The sequence below is a fragment of the Muriicola sp. Z0-33 genome, from assembly GCF_026126425.1.
GTDB lineage: Bacteria > Bacteroidota > Bacteroidia > Flavobacteriales > Flavobacteriaceae > JAFMPW01.
Genome location: NZ_JAFMPW010000002.1, coordinates 469,663 through 486,416, shown reverse-complemented (window position 1 = coordinate 486,416; position 16,754 = coordinate 469,663). Strand labels below are relative to the sequence as shown.

Below are 16,754 nucleotides of genomic sequence, written 5' to 3'. Positions count from 1 at the left end.
AACGGACTATGACTCGGAGCAATTTTAACAATGCTTTAAGAAAATATTCGATGAACTGCAATGCTTCTGCATATTTTGCTAAGTGGGAGGGAAGTCAATCATAAAATGATGCCCTTTGGATAAGAAAGTATATCTCTATAGGATTAGGATTGCGGCACCGACCAAAAATTGGTTGTGATCCCTCCTTTTTTAATACACATATTCTAAATATTATGGAGAAATAATGGCATCCTAGGCATCTGGAACTGGTAGTTGCTATTCTTAGTTTTGATTGCTGTTAAAGCAAAGCTGAAATGGGTGTCGGATTTTTTAGAGCATCTTATTTAGTAAGCTTTGATGTTACATAACCTGTCATAAATTTTTAACGCTCTTTCCTTTAAATCAATATTACAGCTAATATCTTTATATTTAGTTGGAATGTGTTTATGATCACTTGTTAACGGGGCATTAATATTAAGGTTTGCTTTTAAATGATCATATACCTTGTTTGGTTCTTCTATGAGGTCTTCAAAAGAAACCACCATCCAATTATCGTCAAAATTGGCCAACAAATAATCATAATAATTAATCCATATTTGCAACCAGTAATTCAGATCTTCAGGAGTATATCTGTCCTTATTGTTGATAAAGTTATCGGTTAAAAGGAAAGGCTTATGGCCCAAACCAAATTCGTGATGCCCTAAATAGTTGAAATAATCCAGAACAAAGGGATCATCCTTTTGATTTTCAGAAAAAGATTTGTGCAACTTCATCAGAGAAGAAGCATGGGATAAAGGATCTCTGAATAATATGATAATTTTACTTCCTTGTATTTTATTTAAACTGGATAATCTTAAAATATTGTTGTTATTCTTGGAGATATATTTTTGTTTGCCTTTAGAATGGCAAATTAGTGATACGTAGGTCAAATATTTTGCTAAAACCTTTTCATCCACCTCATGAGGCAGTAGCCCGTCCTTAATATAAGAATCGTTAAGAAACACCTTCCAAAAATATTCGTCAAATTCCTCAGGAGAATTGCCGTCAATGATGATCCCGTCTTTGTGGGCCCTTTCGTGCTTCGCTATTTTTAGTTTTTTGTTCCACAAATTTGGGGAAAGCAGAATAGGCATATTGGAATACTGCAGAGAAGCGTATTCTTCTGTGGTAAAAATTTTGTTCATCAGGGCGGTAGTACCGGATCTGGCCAAACCCGTTATAAAAACATACTCTTCAATTGGGGTCTGTTTGGCTTTATTACCATGTATAATTTCCTCTAGTTCAAGGGAGGATTTAGAAAGGAAATAGTTGGATAAATAGAGTTTATGAAGATGCTTCTCTGCTTTTGAATAATTTGACATAGAGTTTTTTTACAGCGATATAGAAAACCACAGCTAATAGTGACAACAGAATACCGTTCAATGTATACAATATATCCGAATGTATATCAGCAATAAATTGCTCTAATAAGAAAATTAAGCCAAAGGGTGCTACAAATAAAAGAATACTACCTATTAATTTTAGCAAATAGCCTAGTTGCTTTGACACCTGCTGCAGAAGTACCTTTTGCTTTTCCTCATCGGTCAGTTCCTTATTCTGCATGACTTGAAACTGCGACTTATAAGAGCCGGTTAAGTCTCTGATAAGAGGTGCCATTCCCAAATTATCAAAGATAAAACAGGAGAGTAAGGTGAGGCCAAAAATGACTATGTAAGTCAATTATTCTTTTGTTTTTTTACCTTTTATAAATCCGAGAAATCGCTTAATAGGTAGCCAGAAAATAGCCACCAGAAAGGCGAAAATTGTCAAAAATACGCCGGTAATAACCGCAATAATCCCGCCTCCAAGGCCAGGTCCTAGATATAAAAACATATTTTATTATTTTAATAAATTAGTCTACTTCAAAAGTGACTAGGTATATGTTCATGGTCCAATATTTCAGGGAATTCTATCTTCTTCCTGAGAAATTCCCTAAAAAAAGTTATTCTTTTATATATGTCTTCTGTTATCAGCTCTATGCTAATTAAAACATCATTTCTGCCCTGGGGATAGGCCAAATATTCTTACCTAAGTTAGTAAAGATCTAAACAATCATCCCGGCAGCAACAGTTTCGTTAGTGGTTTCATCTATAAGAACAACGCTTCCGGTAACTCTGTTTTCCCTATATGAATCTATCATCAAAGGTTTTGTTGTCCGGATTTTTACCTTACAAATATCATTCATAGTAAGTTCAGTATCCTCTGTTTTCCTTGCCAGTGTATTGATATCAATCTTATAAATAACTTCCTTGATCATGGCTTTTTGATCATTACTTGTATGCTTAATGGTATACTTAGCTCTTGGTTTAGCGGCATTATTATTTAACCAGCATAGCATTACTTCTATGTCCTGAGAGGCTTCTGGCTGATTGTTGGCCCTGACGATCATATCGCCCCTGCTTATATCTATATCATCATTTAATGTAATTGATACAGACATTGGTGCAAACGCTTCGTTAATTGAACCAGATGGTCCTTCTATCGACTTTATGGTCGAAGAAAAACCAGATGGCATAACCGCCACTTCATCGCCTACCCGGAGTACCCCACTGGCCAACCTGCCGGCATAACCACGATAGTCTATAAACCCTTCGCTCTGAGGGCGTAGTACCGTTTGAACAGGAAACCTTGCATCCACTTTATTAATATCACTGCTTATATGCATGGTTTCTAATGTATGCAAAAGCGGCCCTCCCTGATACCAGGGCATATTTTCGGACCTGTTCACCACATTGTCTCCCAGCAGCGCGCTTATAGGAATAAACCTAAAGTCCTTTACCAATAGTTTTGAGGAAAATTCTTCAAATTCCCTGATAATCTTGTTATAGGCCGCCTCTTCAAAATCAACAAGATCCATCTTATTGATACAAACAATTACGTGGGGGATATGCAATAATGAAGCGATAAAAGCATGTCTTTTTGTTTGCTCTATAACCCCGTGCCTGGCGTCTACAAGAATAATTGCGGCATTTGCCGTAGATGCTCCCGTGACCATGTTTCGTGTATATTGAATATGACCCGGAGTATCGGCAATAATAAATTTCCTTTTTGGGGTAGTAAAATACCTATAGGCTACATCAATTGTAATTCCCTGCTCCCTTTCATCTCTTAGTCCGTCCGTAAACAGAGCAAGGTCTACTCCTTCATGCCCCTTCTTTTTACTTGTATTTTCAATGGCCTCGAGCTGATCCTCAAAAATAGATTTAGAATCGTATAAAAGTCGACCTATCAGGGTGCTCTTTCCGTCGTCGACGCTACCTGCTGTTGTAAACCTTAAAAGTTGATTATTATTTATTTCCATAGTTGATTCTTCTATTAAAAATATCCCTGCTTTTTACGATCTTCCATTGCCGTTTCTGAACGCTTGTCGTCTGTTCGGTTGCCCCTTTCTGTCTTTCGCATAGCTGAAACCTCCTGGACAATTTTTTCTATGTTGTCCGCATCAGATTCAATTCCCCCCGTTATGGTAATATCTCCCAGGGTTCTGAACCTTATTTTTTTAGTTTCAATTTTTTCGTTCTCTTCGAGAATCAGATATTCGGATTTGGGAATCCAGGAATCGTTTCGCCAAACTACTTCCCTTTCGTGGGCCAGGTATAAAGAAGGAATTTCTATCTTTTCCCTTCTTATGTAGTTCCAGACATCCATTTCTGTCCAGTTGCTAATTGGGAATACTCTGAAATGCTCTCCTTCAAAATGCCTCCCATTAAAAATGTTCCAAAGCTCAGGACGTTGATTTTTTGGATCCCACTGTCCAAAATCATCACGGTGAGAAAAAAATCTTTCTTTTGCACGGGCCTTTTCTTCATCTCTTCTTCCTCCGCCAATTGCACAATCTACTTTATGCTCTTCAATCGCATCTAATAAAGTGGTGATTTGCAAGGCATTACGCGTAGCATTCTTTCCTTTCTCCTCGGCAACTCTACCGTTGTCTATTGAGGTTTGTACAGATCCAACAATAAGACGGGCATCAAGATCTTTAACCAGATCATCTCTGAATTTGATGGTTTCCGGAAAATTATGACCTGTATCCACGTGCATTAATGCGAAAGGAATCTTACTGGGGTAAAAAGCCTTTTTGGCCAAATGGGTAACAACTATAGAATCTTTACCTCCTGAGAAAAGGATTACCGGATTTTCAAATTGTGCCCAGACCTCTCTTAAGACATAAATTGCCTCAGATTCTAATTCATCCAAATAATTTAAGTAGTACTTACTCATTGTTAAACTCTAAGTTTATTTTTTATTTTTTCATAAATAATATCCACCGCTTCCTCTACGGAATTTTCATGAGTCACCTCTATAGAAGGATTTATTGGGGGCTCATAAGGAGCCGTTATACCGGTCATATCCTTTATTTCCCCTTTACGGGCTTTTTTGTACAGCCCTTTTACATCTCTTTCTTCACAGACTTCAAGGCTGGCATTTACGAAAACCTCTACATAATTTTCTTCTCCTACAGTCTCTTTAATAAAGGCTCTGTCTTTCTCATATGGGGCGACAAAAGCTGCCAGCACTACCATTCCGGCGTCTACAAACAATTTTGAAATTTCTCCAATCCGACGATTATTCTCGGAACGATCTTCAGGGCTGAAAGATAATCCTTTATTGATTCCCCTTCTAACATTATCCCCGTCTAATACATAAGTTTTAACACCATCCACAAAGAGTTTAATCTCCAGGGCATTGGCAATGGTAGACTTGCCCGAACCAGAGAGTCCGGTGAAGAATATAAGAAAGGAGCTATGGCCATTGGCCTGTCTTCTTTCTTCGCGATTTACCCTATAAGTGTGGGGCACGATATTCTTACTCATTTCTAAGTCTTTTTCTTCGTTCTAATCCAAAATTAATACGATACCATGCACGTTCGTGAAGGTAATATAAGATCATTTTGGTTATTACTTCTAACATTCCAATTTTCACTCCCATTAACGGACTACCGGTAATTAACCAGGAGAGTAGCACCGTGTCCAATGTTCCAATTATTCTCCAGGATATGGTTTTAAGCAAGTGTCTTCTGCGACTCTCTTTTATTGCTATTTTAAACCAAATTCGCTCATGAAAATAGTACAAGATCATTTTTGTCACTACCTCAGAAAAGCCAATCTTAAGCCCGGTAAAAGGATTCCCTGTTATTATCCAGGACAAAAGTACCGTATCCAATGTACCTACAGCACGCCATGTTATTGTTTTGGCTAAATGCCTTTTATATGATATATCACCCATTAGTTACTTACTAAAAAATGAGGATTTAATAGATTGCTTTTATTGTATTCCAGCTCTTTATTGCTTTCTCTTGAAATGACTTTAATCCCTACTGCCTTACAAATGGCATGCCCTGCGGCGGTATCCCATTCCATTGTTGGCGCAAATCTTGGATAAACATCAGCCTTTCCCTCTGCTACCAAACAAAATTTTAAAGAACTTCCTGCAGAAACAATTTCCACGTCTTTATAATCTTTATTGATGCCTTCAATAAAATTAACTGTGTCCTGGTTCATATGAGACCTGCTTGCTACCACCCTTATCAACTCTTTGGATATATTAGCAGTCTTAATACGATCGCTCTCACTAAACAATTCTTTGTCAATTGAATGGTTTTTATCCAATACAGTTTTGAAGGCCTCTCCGGAGAGGGCGTCTCCATAGTAAAGGGTGCGCTCAACAGGTACGTATATAACCCCTAAAACAGGTTGTCCTTTTGAGCATAATGCGACATTAACCGTAAATTCTCCATTTCTTTTAATGAATTCCTTAGTTCCGTCAAGAGGATCTACTATCCAATAGTCGCTCCAGCTTTTTCGCAAGTCGTAATCCAATAGTTTATTTTCCTCACTGATCACAGGGTAGGGGGTGTCTTTTAAAAAACTCATGATACAGCTGTTTGAAGCCAGATCCGCCTCTGTCAAGGGAGATTTGTCTTCTTTGAAATCTACTTTGATCTGATCGGCATCATATATTTTCATTATAGCTTTACCAGCATTTATTGAGGCCGTGATCGCTATTCTAAGGTCTGATTTCATTTTAGGAAAATCTGTTTAAAAGATTTGTGAGAATCGCTTATCTTATGTTATAATAAGATTTTTGCTTTTATATTGTGTCTTTCGGAAAAAAAGGAATTTATCCCGATAAAGTGCTAAGCACTTAAAAAGTTTATAAACGTCCTTCTACCGGACAATCCAGTACACTTTTTACATCGTATAACACACCGTCTTCCGTAAGTTTTGATCTTAAATCCATCCGAAGGAATTCTTTGTGAGAAACAGCTAACACTATGGCATTATAATTATCCACAGGTAGTTCCTTTTTTATGGTAAACCCGAATTCCTGGAGCACTTCTTCTTCATCTGCCCATGGATCGTAAACATCAACATCAGCGCCGTAACTACGAAGGTTATTTATAACGTCCACTGCTTTAGTATTGCGAACATCAGGGCAATTTTCTTTAAAGGTTATACCTAAAACCAGGATTTTGGACCCTTTAATTTTTTGATCTTTCTGCACCATTAGTTTAATGATCTCTGAAGCAACATATTTTCCCATGCCATCATTCATTCGCCTACCAGCGAGGATAATTTCGGGATGATATCCGAATTCCTGCGATCTCTGTGCCAGGTAATAGGGGTCTACACCAATGCAATGGCCTCCAACCAATCCTGGGCGAAAGTTTAAAAAATTCCATTTGGTGCCGGCTGCCTTCAATACTTCATCGGTATCGATATCCATTAGATTGAATATTTTGGCAAGTTCATTCACAAATGCAATATTGATATCGCGCTGAGAATTTTCTATCACCTTGGCCGCTTCAGCTACCTTGATAGTAGGGGCCAAATACGTACCTGCGGTAATGACCGATTCATATAAATCATTAACTTTTTTACCAATTTCGGGGGTTGAACCAGAAGTAACCTTCAGGATTTTTTCTACGGTATGTAGCTTATCACCTGGATTGATCCGTTCAGGAGAATAACCGGCGAAGAAATCAACATTAAAGGTTAATCCACTTATTTTTTCCAGGATCGGAACACACTCTTCTTCTGTAACACCCGGATAAACGGTAGACTCATAAATTACTATATCTCCCTTTTTAAGTACGCTACCCACAGCTTCACTTGATTTATATAGCGGTGTCAGATCTGGTCTGTTAATACTATCTACCGGGGTGGGCACGGTCACAATAAAATAATTACAGGCCGCAATATCTTCAATATTATCTGTGCAAAACAGCCCCTTATCCATTTCTGTAGAAGTAGTGATAACTTCTTGCAAGACGTCATCGCTAACCTCAAGAGTTGAATCTTTTCCAGATCTTAGTTCTTCAACCCGCTCCTTATTAATATCGAATCCAACAACCGGATATTTTGTAGCGAACAATCTAGCCAGGGGCAATCCTACATACCCTAATCCAATTACTGCTATCTTTTTGGTGCTCATAAGGTCTTTTTAAGTAAATATTTTTGTTCTTATCTTTTAAAAATTACCGCTATCTATTATTTAAGATTTTCCCAATACCAATTTACAGCCTCTTTAAGCCCTTTAGCTATATCGTATTGAGGGTTGTAGTTCAGTAATTTCCTGGCTTTGTCTATAGAAGCCAGTGAATGCGGTATATCTCCTGCTCTTTCCGGACCATATTGTATCTCAACTGATGCAATTTCCGGGTCGTATTCAGAAAGGTATTTTTGAAGAAAATGTACCAGTTCATTTAGTGTTGTTCTTTCCCCATAAGCAACATTATAAACAGTGTTGATAGCTTCGGGGCTATTCGCTACTAAAGAACAAATGTTTGCTTGTATTACGTTGTCAATGTATGTAAAGTCGCGCGAGAAATTCCCGTCACCATTTATTATTGGGGACTCATGATTCATAAATTGCATTACAAATTTTGGGATTACCGCCGCATAGGCGCCATTGGGATCTTGAAATCTTCCAAAGACGTTGAAATACCTCAAGCCAATGGTTTCCAATCCATACGTCTTACTAAATACATCTGCATAAAGCTCATTTACATATTTAGTAATGGCATATGGGGATAAAGGCTTTCCAATAATGTCTTCAACTTTGGGCAAACTCTCAGAATCACCATAGGTTGAAGAACTGGCAGCATAAACAAAGCGTTTTACCCCTGCGTCTCTTGAAGCGACTAACATATTCAGAAATCCCGAAACATTCACGTCATTGCTGGTAATCGGATCTTTTATAGATCGGGGTACTGATCCAAGTGCCGCCTGATGTAAAACGTAATCCACTCCATTGCATGCAGTATTGCAGGTCTCCAGATCCCTGATATCTCCTTCTATAAACTCAAAATTCGGCAAGGACAATAGAGGTTCAATATTGCTCTTTTTACCCGTAGCTAAATTATCCAGACATCGGATAGAATTACCATTAGTTAAGAGGGTCTTACACAGATTAGAACCTATAAAACCGGCCCCCCCAGTAACTAATATCAATCTATTGGAATCTAACGATTTAAGAATGTTTTCCATATTAAATGCAATGAAAAAGGAAAGTTGAAACTTTCTTCGCTAATTAAAGCCTATTTTAAGGGCGCAAATTAAACCAAAAAATAACGATTTGTGCATATAAGGAAGATGTAATCCACAAAAAAATGGTGAAATACCTTAAATAGTGTTTTATATGTTATAAAAATCGCGGTACCAGCTAACAAAAGCCTTAACACCATCTTTAATCTGGGTAGTTGGTTGATAGCCATAATCCGTTACAAGATCATCTACATTAGCCCAGGTTTTCTCCACATCCCCGGGTTGTATGGGCATCATTTCCTTTATTGCTTCTTTCTTTAGACTATGCTCTATTTCTCTAATAAAGTCTAATAAGTTCACAGATTTGTTATTCCCAATATTATATAACTTATAGGAGTTGTTCTCTGCTTTTCTGCCTGATATGTCCTCTTCGGTAACCTTTACAACGCCAGTTATGATGTCATCTACATAGGTGAAATCTCTTTCCATTTTGCCATAGTTGAACACTTTTATAGGTTGGTTTTTTACAATAGCATCGGTAAATAGAAATAGTGCCATATCTGGCCTGCCCCAAGGGCCATAAACTGTAAAAAATCGCAATCCGGTCGTGGCAAACCCATAAAGATGACTATAGGTATGGGCCATTAATTCATTACTCTTTTTTGTAGCGGCATACAGGCTAATCGGCCGGTCTACATTGTCTTGGATACTGAACGGGACTTCCTTGTTTGAACCGTAAACGCTGGAGCTACTGGCATAAACTAAATGTGCTACCCCGGTATTTCTGCAACATTCCAATAAATTCAAAAACCCGACTATATTGCTGTCTATGTAGGCAGTCGGATTCTCCAGGCTGTATCTTACCCCGGCCTGGGCAGCCAAATTGCAAACTACATCAAATTTTTCTTTGTTGAAAAGTAAGGGTAATGATTCCCTGTCTTCCAGATGCATTCTGACAAAAGAGAAATTATTTGGAGCTGTCGAGCTCTGAGCGGGGAGAAGAAAATTTTCGGCACTTTTTCGAGATATCCCAAGTTGCTCTAATCGGGCATATTTCAATTCAACATCATAATAATCGTTTATGTTATCTAATCCAATAACATTATGTCCAAGTTCTATCAATCTCCTAGCTAGGTGGAAACCGATAAAACCTGCTGCTCCGGTTACAAGTATTTTCATTAAGAAGACATTTTCCGATTAGAATTACCTCAATAAAGGATGTAAAAGTACACATAATAGTAAAAGTGAGTTGCAATTAGAACAGGCTGTTGATAAAATAGCAAAAAATGGGGTTTGCACTTAATCGATAACAGTTGTATTAGTGCTGTACCCCCAAGTTTTTCGGATAATATGCAGCGGGTAGGTCGCATTATCCGAAATTGAGGTCAGTTTGACGAATTGTGTTGACAATTTTTTAAGGGTTTAGTCCTTATATATACTTTTACAGCTTAGATTTGCCCGATATTAACACTGTTAATGTTTATTGTTATCTGCAATAGTTCGTATATTGGTAGGTGTTTACCTTAATCTTAAACAAAGAGGGACTAAAACACCCTTTGAAATACCTAATCTACGATAGTTGTATCAGGGTACTGTAAAACAAGTAATCAATTGATAACTGCAACAAAAATATGGCTTTCGTCTCCTCATATGGGAGGTACAGAACAAACCTATGTTAAGGAAGCTTTTGACAGTAACTGGGTAGCCCCGCTGGGTCCTAATGTTACTAATTTTGAAAAAGCCATAGCATCTTTCGTGAGTGAAAATGTTCATGTGGCTGCACTGAGTTCTGGAACTGCGGCTATACACCTTGCACTTGAACTACTCGGAGTCTCACAAGGGGATGAGGTAATTTGTCAGAGTTTTACATTTTCTGCATCTGCAAATCCTATTTTATACCTGGGGGCTACTCCGGTATTTGTTGATAGTGAGGAGGACACATGGAATATTTCTCCGGAATTATTAGAGAAGGCCATTCTAGACCGTATCTCAAAGGGAAACAAACCAAAAGCGATAATTGCTGTGCATCTATATGGGATGCCATATAATGTGAATGAAATATTTGAAATTTCACAAAAATACCAGATTCCTGTTGTGGAAGATAGTGCAGAAGCGCTGGGTAGTGAGTTTCATGGAAGGGCGTGCAGTACTTTTGGCGATATTGGAATTCTTTCCTTTAATGGTAATAAAATTATCACCACATCTGGTGGCGGTGCTTTGGTTACCAAAAATGAAGAAATTAAAAACAAGGCCATATTCCTGGCAACACAGGCAAGGGATAATGCTCCGCATTACCAGCATTCGCATGTTGGCTATAACTATCGCATGAGTAATGTTCTCGCAGGCATTGGAAGGGGGCAAATGGAAGTGTTGGGCGATAGAGTTGAGGCAAGGAGAGCCAATTTTGAATTTTATAAAAACAATTTAGGACATCTGGAATCTATTGAATTTTTAGAAGAACCCGATGGATATTTTTCAAACAGATGGTTAACATGTATCCTTACACCATCTTTTGAAACCAGAGAATCTATAAGATTAGCACTTTTGGAAGAGGACATTGAATCCAGACCATTGTGGAAACCAATGCATCTTCAACCAATTTTTAAAGATTATCCAAATTTTACCAATGGTGTTTCTGAGCAGTTATTTGAAAGAGGACTTTGTCTTCCTAGCGGATCCAATTTAAAAGAAGAGGATCTAAAAAGAATAGTTGCTGTAATACTTAAATCAATACCCCATGTTTAAAAACTACTTAATGAGCAATGCTCACAGATATGCATCTAAATGGCTGGTTCTGGCCATCGATGTTATTCTGATATTCATTTCTTTTATTCTGTCGTATCTGATACGATTTAATTTGACGCTCAATTTTGCGACCGAAAAGCTTTTGGTTCAGTTACCGTTGGTAGCTTTAATAGCATTATTGGCTTTTATAATGACCGGATCTTATAAAGGGGTGGTGCGTCATACAGGCGTTAGAGACGTGTACAATATTTTTAATGCAATTTGTCTTTCCAGTATCATTACAATTTTCCTTGTAATTGTCAACAGGCAAGTGAATTTTATGGAGGATTTTACAATTCCTCTTTCAATTATAATAATACACAGTTTAATCAGCTTCATCATTTTAACTGCCTCCAGATACGTGTTTAAAACACTGTATTACAATCTGGTAAAGAAGTTTAGGATCACTAAAAATGTAATCATTTATGGTGCCGGAGAATCCGGGATTCTAACCTATAATGCACTTACAAGCCATACGGCAAGTAATTCAAGGGTGGTAGGGTATATTGATGATGATAATAAAAAAGTAGGTAAAAGTATTAATGGGGTTAAAGTATTCTCTAAAAGCGAGCTTTCGGGCTACTTTATTCAGAAAAGAGATATTGAAGAAATCATTGTTTCCATTAATAATATTGATAATAACAGGCTGAGAGAAATAGTAGAAAGCCTTGTAGATTATGGGGTACAGGTTAAGATTGTTCCACCGGTAGAAGATTGGATCAACGGAGAACTAAAATTATCCCAGATTAAGCAGGTACAAATAGAAGACCTGCTAAACAGAGTTCCTATTAATATTAAGAAATCTAAAGTTTCTGATGAGCTTAAGGGCCAGGTGATCATGGTTACCGGTGGTGCCGGGTCTATTGGAAGTGAAATTGTTAGGCAGATTGCAAATTATGATTACAAATCTTTAATAATAATAGATCAGGCAGAATCTGACCTATACAACCTGCAACAAGAACTTAAACAAAACGGCTTTCATAACTTTATCCCTATGGTTGGCGATATCCGGGATAAAAACCGTATGAATACTTTTTTCCAGGAGTATAAACCTACCATAGTATTCCATGCGGCTGCATATAAACACGTGCCGTTAATGGAGTACAATGCCTATGAAGCTATCAAAGTTAATATAGCAGGTACCAAAATGCTGGTAGACCTTTCGCTGAATTACAATGTGGAGAAATTTGTATTTGTTTCTACTGATAAGGCCGTGAACCCAACTAATGTTATGGGGGCTACTAAGAGGATTGCCGAGATGTATATCAGCTGTATGCATCAGGAAAATAAAACGAAATTTATCACTACCCGTTTTGGAAATGTATTAGGTTCTAACGGATCTGTAATTCCTTTATTCAGAAAACAAATAGAGAATGGCGGGCCGTTAACTGTTACACATAAGGATATCACGAGATATTTTATGACTATTCCCGAAGCCTCCCAATTAGTTTTAGAGGCGGCGGCAATGGGTCAGGGAGGAGAAATATTTATCTTTGATATGGGTAAATCTGTTCGTATTTTCGATTTGGCCAAAAACATGATAAAATTATCCGGGCTCAGATATCCTGAAGACATAGATATTAAAGTTACTGGTCTGCGCCCTGGGGAGAAACTCTATGAGGAATTGTTGGCTAGTGGAGAAAATACCCTTCCTACTTATCACCAGAAGATAATGATTAGTAAAGTAAGGGAACTAAATTATGCGGAAGTGCGCTCCAAGGTTGATGAGTTATGCGTATCGAACATGTTTTTTAACGGGGATACAGTTAAGCTAATGAAAGAGATAGTTCCAGAGTATGTTTCTAACAACTCCGAGTTCTGCAAATTAGATGATAGTGTTAATGTAGAAACTGACCCTCAGATAATTAAGAAAATTTTTCAATCACAATAATTTAAGAAATCAAAAAAGATCATCATATGCCAAATTTCAAGGACCTTATGCGTTTACTTAGCGTTGTCGTAGTAACATCTATTTTTTTAACATCCTGCGCCAGTAAAAAAGAGGTGGTCTATTTTCAGAATGCCAGTAGTTATGAAACTTTGGTAGACAAGCATAAGTTCACCCCAAAATTTAAGGTAGATGATCTGGTCAGTATTTATATTTCTACGCTGGATAACGAGGCCAGTGCCCCTTTTAATTTGTTCAGAGGAGCATCAGAAGGAGGCATAAGAGCAGAGCAGGTAGATTATCTTGTTGATGAACAAGGTGAAATTGACTTTCCGGTAGTGGGGAAGGTAAAAATTGCCGGACTTTCACCAGAAGAGACCAGGGTAATGCTGCGTGAACGTCTTTCAGAATATCTTAAGGACCCGATTATTAATATCCGGCTCAGGAATTTTAGTATTACCGTTTTGGGTGAAGTAAAAAGACCTGGGACGTATCCTGTGGTAGGTGAAAAAATCACAGTTTTAGAAGCCCTAGGACTTGCAGGGGATTTAACCATAAAAGGTCAGCGTGAAAATATTATGGTCATCAGGGATTTTGACGGTACCAAAGTGTACACCCGATTAGACCTCACCAGAAAAGAAGCATTGAGTTCTCCAGTATATTATCTGACGCAAAATGATGTAGTGTACGTAGAGCCCAACCAATCTGCCATTACCTCATCATCGCTTGATAATAGAGCAACTATAGCTATTTCTATTGCTTCAATCCTGATTACCTCAACAGTAATTTTAATTACTAGAAATTAAGCCCGTCTTAACAAGAGTTATACCATGAGTTTGCATACCCAGAATAGTTCTACAGATACATCAGATCTAAAAGAAATAATTACCTCGTACACCAAACATTGGAAATGGTTTGTACTTTCAGGTATATTGGCTTTGGTAATGGCATTTATATATATGCGTTATGCAACACCAGAATACTCTGCCGAGGCTAAAATCCAAATACTTGATGAAAAGAGTTCTGATGCCGGACTAGCATTATTCGAAGAATTGGGAGTCTCTGGCGGGAAAAATCAGGTAGAAGATGAAATACAAATCATAAATTCCAGATCTAACGTTATTGAAGTTGTTAAGCAGTTAGGGCTTAATACTAAGATCATGGCTATTGGGAATATCATTGACAGGGAAATATATAATAACCCACCCATCAAGCTCAATTTTATTTCACCAGATTCCATAATGAATAAGCAAAAGCTCGACTTTTACGTCTCGCTATCTTCCTCCACTACATTTGGTTACAGTGACGAAGAAGATCAACCGATAAAAGTATATGCTTTTGGGCGTAATATTCCTACGCCTGTGGGTGAAATTATAATTACTCCGAACGTAGAGAACTTTGAAAAATACAAAAACAAAAAAATTAAAGTAGAGATCCGGCCTATAGCCTCTGTGGCTCAGGCATATCAGCAAAAGATTAATGTTACCAATCCCGAGGAATTCTCCAACATTGTTAACATTTATCTCAAAGATCCGATGCGCCAGAAAGCCACGGATATAATTAATACCTTAATTGATATTTACAATAAGAATGCTATTAGCGACAGAAAAATTATCGCTGACAGGACTTCAGAGTTTATCAATGATAGGATTGCAGATATTTCATTAAATCTCTCCAGTGTGGATCAGTCTGCACAAGATCTTAAGACCAGCAAAGGCCTTACAGATATTTCGACAGAATCTAATATCAACCTCAACGTAGGTGCAGCCAACAGACAAGAATTGGCCAATTATACGACACAGTTGAATATTGCGGCTTCTATGCAGGATATCGTTGATCAACAGGACGGCTTCGACGTTTTGCCCGGTAACCTTGGGCTGAACGACCCCACTATTGCAACTACTACTCAACAATATAATCGCCTGGTATTGGAAAGGCAGCGGCTACTTAAGAGTTCAACCGAAAAGTCGCCAATTATTCAAAACTTAGATCAGGAATTACGTGGCTTAAAACGCACAATGCAGTCCAGTTTAAACAGTACTGTGAATAACCTGGGAATGCAAGTCAATACCCTGAGCGGACAACAGGCAATTATTAACTCAAAAATCTATTCTGCTCCAGGAAATGAACGCGCCCTGAGAGATATTACAAGAAGACAACAAACCACAGAATCGCTGTATTTATATTTATTACAGAAGCGGGAAGAGGCACAGATCGCCGTAGCCTCCCAGGCGCCAAAATCTAAAGTTATTGATTATGCTTATAACCCTTCTAATCTTCCGGTTAGCCCCAGAAGTAGAATTGTTTATTTGGCGGCATTAATATTAGGGATGTTAGTCCCATTTTCATTGATTTATGCAAATGATCTGTTAGACAACAAGGTTCATAATATGCATAGTTTAGAGCAAATAGCAATAAACACACCTGTATTAGGGGAGATTCCTAAATTGTCCAAGACCGATGAAAAGATGGTAATCAAAGAAGATAGATCTGTCCTGGCTGAAGCATTACGTATACTAAGAACCAATCTGGATTACCTGATTAAAACCAAGAAGAAAACCGGTAAGAACAATATTGTTTATGTTACTTCCAGTGTTCCAGGGGAAGGAAAGACATTTTTGTCTACCAATTTATCCATGATCCTGGCAAGCACAAATAAGAAAGTACTGCTAATTGGCGCGGATATCAGGAATCCAAAGCTGTATACTTTCTTTATGGGGAGTCAGATCGATAAATTATCAAAGCCAAGTAGAAACAAAGATGCAGGCCTTACGGAGTACTTATACGATGATAATTTACAAGTAAAGGATATTGTGAACCCAATGCTGGTGCACCACAATACAATTGACGTAGTATATTCCGGGAGGATTCCTCCTAATCCGGCAGAATTGCTCATGAGCGACAGACTTAAGCATCTAATGCGAGAAGTATCGGAGATGTACGACTACGTTATTGTGGATACTGCTCCTTTGATGGTGGTAACTGATACCTTGCTGATAAGTGATTATGCAGATCACTTAATTTATGTAACCAGAGCCGGAGTAACCGACAAAAAAGCAGTACAATACCCAATAAAATTAAGGGAAGAGGGCAAAATTAAAGGACTGTCGTTTGTAGTGAATGATGTTAAAGCCTCCAATCTCGGATATGGTGGTAAATACGGTTATGGGTATGGAAAAACCCAGAAGAAATGGTGGAAGTTGTAGTCCGCTTAACCAGATAACCAATATTTAAGATAAAAACCCCTCAAATCAGGGGTTTTTCTATTTTCTATCTGTAAAGAAATTCCTATAAGCATTGTTTATTAAAAGGGGTATAAGAGAGACCCAAAACAATATTTTTAAAATGATCGTCATCATGAATTTCAGGTGATTTTATTTGTAATTTTGTGACTTGCCTGTGATTGAAAAAATGCGTTAATAAGTCAATTTTTTTACCAAATTAGCTGAAAATACCATCGTTTTTTCGATAAAATGCAACTAGACGACTGGGAATAGTACTTTACCGATAAACCCTCGAATTTAAACGAAAAGCAGTAGGGTAATTGCCTTCTCAGTTGTTAATAGATTATATTTGCT

General features: G+C 37.7%; 15 protein-coding genes. 4 read left to right on the top strand and 11 right to left on the bottom strand.

Annotated elements, in window-relative coordinates; translation table 11 throughout:
* Window positions 1–323: 323 nt before the first annotated feature.
* From J1G40_RS05005 to J1G40_RS04955, 11 genes are all read right to left on the bottom strand, one after another.
* Window positions 324–1,340 carry a sulfotransferase gene (locus J1G40_RS05005; RefSeq protein ID WP_265241497.1) on the bottom strand — a complete coding sequence of 339 codons (1,017 nt, stop codon included), beginning with the start codon at window positions 1,338–1,340 and terminating at the stop codon, window positions 324–326.
* Entirely contained in the window at window positions 1,303–1,698 is a 396-nt protein-coding gene (locus J1G40_RS05000) for a hypothetical protein (RefSeq protein ID WP_265241496.1), read from the bottom strand. Before J1G40_RS05000 ends, J1G40_RS05005 begins: the two co-directional genes overlap by 38 nt.
* A complete protein-coding gene (locus J1G40_RS04995) occupies window positions 1,699–1,851 on the bottom strand; it encodes a hypothetical protein (RefSeq protein ID WP_265241495.1) in 153 nt (50 codons plus the stop codon). It lies immediately after the preceding gene.
* A 211-nt stretch (window positions 1,852–2,062) separates the two neighbouring features.
* Window positions 2,063–3,319: a sulfate adenylyltransferase subunit 1 gene (locus J1G40_RS04990; protein ID WP_265241494.1), complete on the bottom strand. Its 1,257-nt coding sequence runs from the start codon at window positions 3,317–3,319 to the stop codon at window positions 2,063–2,065.
* Window positions 3,320–3,333: 14 nt separating this feature from the next.
* A complete protein-coding gene (gene cysD, locus J1G40_RS04985) occupies window positions 3,334–4,239 on the bottom strand; it encodes a sulfate adenylyltransferase subunit CysD (RefSeq protein WP_265241493.1) in 906 nt (301 codons plus the stop codon).
* 2 nt (window positions 4,240–4,241) lie between these two features.
* On the bottom strand, window positions 4,242–4,832 hold the full coding sequence (cysC, locus tag J1G40_RS04980) for an adenylyl-sulfate kinase (RefSeq protein ID WP_265241492.1): 591 nt from the start codon (window positions 4,830–4,832) through the stop codon (window positions 4,242–4,244).
* Window positions 4,825–5,244, bottom strand: coding sequence for a DUF2061 domain-containing protein (locus tag J1G40_RS04975; protein WP_265241491.1), 420 nt, complete (start codon window positions 5,242–5,244; stop codon window positions 4,825–4,827). The genes cysC and J1G40_RS04975 overlap by 8 nt, the downstream gene beginning before the upstream one ends.
* Complete coding sequence (gene cysQ / locus J1G40_RS04970; RefSeq protein WP_265241490.1) at window positions 5,244–6,041, bottom strand: 3'(2'),5'-bisphosphate nucleotidase CysQ; 798 nt, start codon at window positions 6,039–6,041, stop codon at window positions 5,244–5,246. The genes J1G40_RS04975 and cysQ overlap by 1 nt, the downstream gene beginning before the upstream one ends.
* A 130-nt stretch (window positions 6,042–6,171) precedes the next feature.
* Window positions 6,172–7,452, bottom strand: coding sequence for a nucleotide sugar dehydrogenase (locus J1G40_RS04965; protein WP_265241489.1), 1,281 nt, complete (start codon window positions 7,450–7,452; stop codon window positions 6,172–6,174).
* A gap of 56 nt (window positions 7,453–7,508) precedes the next feature.
* The gene (locus tag J1G40_RS04960) at window positions 7,509–8,507 is read right to left on the bottom strand and encodes an SDR family oxidoreductase (RefSeq protein WP_265241488.1); all 999 of its coding nucleotides are present in this window, start codon (window positions 8,505–8,507) and stop codon (window positions 7,509–7,511) included.
* A 147-nt stretch (window positions 8,508–8,654) separates the two neighbouring features.
* Entirely contained in the window at window positions 8,655–9,683 is a 1,029-nt protein-coding gene (locus J1G40_RS04955) for an NAD-dependent epimerase (protein WP_265241487.1), read from the bottom strand.
* A gap of 471 nt (window positions 9,684–10,154) precedes the next feature.
* Between J1G40_RS04955 and J1G40_RS04950 the strand changes: the two genes are divergently transcribed.
* Genes J1G40_RS04950 through J1G40_RS04935 form a run of 4 tightly spaced genes read left to right on the top strand, consistent with a single transcriptional unit; the run spans window position 10,155 to window position 16,382 of the window.
* Entirely contained in the window at window positions 10,155–11,249 is a 1,095-nt protein-coding gene (locus J1G40_RS04950) for a DegT/DnrJ/EryC1/StrS family aminotransferase (RefSeq protein WP_265241640.1), read from the top strand.
* Complete coding sequence (locus J1G40_RS04945; protein WP_265241486.1) at window positions 11,242–13,179, top strand: polysaccharide biosynthesis protein; 1,938 nt, start codon at window positions 11,242–11,244, stop codon at window positions 13,177–13,179. Before J1G40_RS04950 ends, J1G40_RS04945 begins: the two co-directional genes overlap by 8 nt.
* A gap of 26 nt (window positions 13,180–13,205) precedes the next feature.
* A complete protein-coding gene (locus J1G40_RS04940; RefSeq protein WP_265241485.1) occupies window positions 13,206–13,982 on the top strand; it encodes a polysaccharide biosynthesis/export family protein in 777 nt (258 codons plus the stop codon).
* A gap of 24 nt (window positions 13,983–14,006) precedes the next feature.
* Window positions 14,007–16,382 carry a GumC family protein gene (locus J1G40_RS04935; protein ID WP_265241484.1) on the top strand — a complete coding sequence of 792 codons (2,376 nt, stop codon included), beginning with the start codon at window positions 14,007–14,009 and terminating at the stop codon, window positions 16,380–16,382.
* Window positions 16,383–16,754: the final 372 nt, after the last annotated feature.

Coding starts and splice junctions, on each gene's coding strand:
- J1G40_RS05005 (WP_265241497.1), bottom strand. CDS start 1,340: ATGTCAAATTATTCAAAAGCAGAGAAGCATCTTCATAAACTCTATTTA.
- J1G40_RS04995 (WP_265241495.1), bottom strand. CDS start 1,851: ATGTTTTTATATCTAGGACCTGGCCTTGGAGGCGGGATTATTGCGGTT.
- J1G40_RS04990 (WP_265241494.1), bottom strand. CDS start 3,319: ATGGAAATAAATAATAATCAACTTTTAAGGTTTACAACAGCAGGTAGC.
- cysD (WP_265241493.1), bottom strand. CDS start 4,239: ATGAGTAAGTACTACTTAAATTATTTGGATGAATTAGAATCTGAGGCA.
- cysC (WP_265241492.1), bottom strand. CDS start 4,832: ATGAGTAAGAATATCGTGCCCCACACTTATAGGGTAAATCGCGAAGAA.
- J1G40_RS04975 (WP_265241491.1), bottom strand. CDS start 5,244: ATGGGTGATATATCATATAAAAGGCATTTAGCCAAAACAATAACATGG.
- cysQ (WP_265241490.1), bottom strand. CDS start 6,041: ATGAAATCAGACCTTAGAATAGCGATCACGGCCTCAATAAATGCTGGT.
- J1G40_RS04965 (WP_265241489.1), bottom strand. CDS start 7,452: ATGAGCACCAAAAAGATAGCAGTAATTGGATTAGGGTATGTAGGATTG.
- J1G40_RS04960 (WP_265241488.1), bottom strand. CDS start 8,507: ATGGAAAACATTCTTAAATCGTTAGATTCCAATAGATTGATATTAGTT.
- J1G40_RS04955 (WP_265241487.1), bottom strand. CDS start 9,683: ATGAAAATACTTGTAACCGGAGCAGCAGGTTTTATCGGTTTCCACCTA.
- J1G40_RS04950 (WP_265241640.1), top strand. CDS start 10,155: ATGGGAGGTACAGAACAAACCTATGTTAAGGAAGCTTTTGACAGTAAC.
- J1G40_RS04945 (WP_265241486.1), top strand. CDS start 11,242: ATGTTTAAAAACTACTTAATGAGCAATGCTCACAGATATGCATCTAAA.
- J1G40_RS04940 (WP_265241485.1), top strand. CDS start 13,206: ATGCCAAATTTCAAGGACCTTATGCGTTTACTTAGCGTTGTCGTAGTA.
- J1G40_RS04935 (WP_265241484.1), top strand. CDS start 14,007: ATGAGTTTGCATACCCAGAATAGTTCTACAGATACATCAGATCTAAAA.